Origin of the sequence: Myxococcus sp. CA005 (assembly GCF_006518205.1) — a bacterium.
GTDB classification, from domain to species: domain Bacteria; phylum Myxococcota; class Myxococcia; order Myxococcales; family Myxococcaceae; genus Myxococcus; species Myxococcus xanthus.
On sequence record NZ_SRLV01000200.1, the window covers coordinates 1 to 1,270 of the forward strand.

Here is a 1,270-nt window from a genome sequence, read left to right on the forward strand (position 1 = left end):
GAAGGGGACGGCGGGGTGGGCCGAGGCGGAGGTGTTCGTCGGCGAGGACGGGCGCTACCAGGCGCGCATCACCGATTTCGTTCAAGGAGAGCCGGGCCACCCGGGCTCCGCGGACGAGGCGAGCGCGGAGCCTGGGGATGAAGAAGAGGACTTCACGAACCCGGAGCTGGACGTGCCTCCGGAACTGGAAGGGGCGGCCTTGGACGATGTGAGCAAGCCGGACGGAAGCGACCTGCTCGGAGACGTGCCCCTGCAGATTGCGGTGGAGCTGGCGCGCGTGCCCGTCACCGCGCAGCAGGTGGTGGGGCTGCGCACCGGTCAGGTCCTCGAGCTGAACCGGGGGCCGGGAGAGCCGGTGGAGCTGTCCGTCAACGGCAAGGTGGTGGCCCGGGGTGAGCTGGTGGAGTTGGAAGGCCAGCTCGGCGTGCGCATCATCACCCTGGCGAGCTGAGTCCCAGTCGGGGCAGGGCAGGCGAGCAGGAGCGGCCGGCCGGGCGTGGGCCCGTGGCGGTCCTCCGGCCGATGCACTAGCCTCGCGCCCAGCCATGGCAGTCCTCCGTCCCCCCCTCATGCGCCTGTTGCTTGGTGCCGCGCTGGTGTTCGCGCCGCCCGCCGCCATGGCCCAGGCTCCGTCCACGTCCGCACCCACCGTGAAGCCGGTGGTGCCCCCCGCGGAGTCTGCCCCGCCTCCGGCACCTGCGGTTGCTTCGCCCGCGACGCCAGCACCGGCCGCTGAGAAGGCGGACCCCAAGGCCGACGTCGAGTTGTTGGAAGCGGACCGGGCCCTGGACGCGGAGTTGTCTGCTCGCGAGTCCGCGAAGTCGGCCCGGAGCGGCGCGGGCGGGGACACCCTGTCGGAGTCCGAGGAAACGGACAGCCTGGGCTGGACGCTGGTGCGCACGCTGCTCGTGCTGGGCGTGGTGGTTGCGTCCATCTACCTCACGCTGAATGTGGGACTGCGCAAGCTGATGGGGCTCCAGGGGACGGCCGCGGGCCGTCAGCCCCTGGTCTCCGTGGTGGAGCGGCTGCCCCTGGACCAGCGCCGCAGCCTCTTCGTGGTGAAGGCCGCGGACGAATACCTGCTGTTGGGCGGCGGCGAGGGCGGCTTGCAACTGTTGTCGAAGCTGGATGTGGAGGCGGTGGAGCGCATCCGCGCGCAGCGCCCGCAGACGAATGCAGTTCCACTGAGCCCATTCCTCCAGAAGCTCCTCTCCCGCCGCAGTGGTGGCCCGCCTTCCCAGCCCCCCGGCTCCTGCCGACCGTGCCCGTG

Annotated in this window: 2 protein-coding genes; both read left to right on the top strand. The window is 71.6% G+C overall.

Going from position 1 to position 1,270, the window contains the following annotated elements; all coding sequences use genetic code 11:
• Positions 1 to 451 (top strand): type III secretion system cytoplasmic ring protein SctQ (sctQ, locus tag FMQ63_RS37110; RefSeq protein ID WP_141277058.1); only part of this gene is annotated, 451 nt, incomplete at its 5' end.
• A 118-nt stretch (positions 452 to 569) separates the two neighbouring features.
• Positions 570 to 1,270: flagellar biosynthetic protein FliO (locus FMQ63_RS37115; protein WP_141277060.1), on the top strand; the 701-nt coding region annotated here is incomplete at its 3' end.